Source organism: Alteromonas sp. ABH4_456 (genome assembly GCF_056160645.1).
The window spans coordinates 1-768 of sequence record NZ_JBSWXO010000039.1; the positions used below are offsets into that span (position 1 = coordinate 1).

At 43.2% G+C, this 768-nt stretch carries 1 protein-coding gene; it reads left to right on the top strand.

The genetic code is table 11. The features are described 5' to 3' along the window. The first annotated feature begins 302 nt into the window (after nt 1-302). Nucleotides 303-569, top strand: a complete 267-nt coding sequence (locus tag ACXAG2_RS20850; protein WP_474870243.1) for a hypothetical protein — start codon at nt 303-305, stop codon at nt 567-569. The last annotated feature ends 199 nt before the right edge of the window (nt 570-768 follow it).

A 768-nucleotide genomic window follows, 5' to 3' on the forward strand; every position in this document is an offset into this window, starting at 1 on the left:
GCTCGGTATGCCTGTTCGTCAGGCAACTGATTAATTGGCTGGAGCGCCTGACAATAAAGGGACTGAAGCAGTTATTTGATCAACAACGCCGATTGTAGCCCATGTTTTATCACCCCTTAGTGGGTGATAGACACCTAGGATAGTCAAAATTGTCAAAATTTTTAAAATTTCTTTGGCACGCTGGCGCAGCAGTTTTTTGAGGAGGTGTGATTCTTTGTATACCTTTTTGGTTGCCAGTATTTCTGATATCAAGTGGCTGCTCGTTTGACGAATACGAAGAACTATATTCCCCTGATCAAACTATGCGCGCAGTAGTTGTAAACGCTGATTGCGGAGCAACAACAAACTGGCAAACCCAAGTATATGTTGAAAAAGTCGATGGAAGTCGGAAAACTGATATTTTAATTCGTTTAGATGGTCATCCCAAGGATTTGAAATACCAAATATCCTGGCTAAATGACGACGAGTTTTTAATTTCAGAGTTTGATTTTGATAAAATGCTGTGGTTTAAAAATCAAAGCTGGGGAACAGATTTTGTTCGGGTCCGTTTTAAGGTAAGAGGTAGCTAACAAGTGTATGAACACTCGCTTCGCTCGCCGAAACAGTAACACGCGGAACCCAGGCGCTTCGCTTGATATTGTAGCCCACATGATTTTCACGCTTCGTGTCGGTTTTGCGCTAAATAACTGATCCTATGTCTGCTACACCTTTGCCATTCCGTGGGCATTGCCGGGGAATGGTGATGCGGTCTCCATAAACCGCCGTACT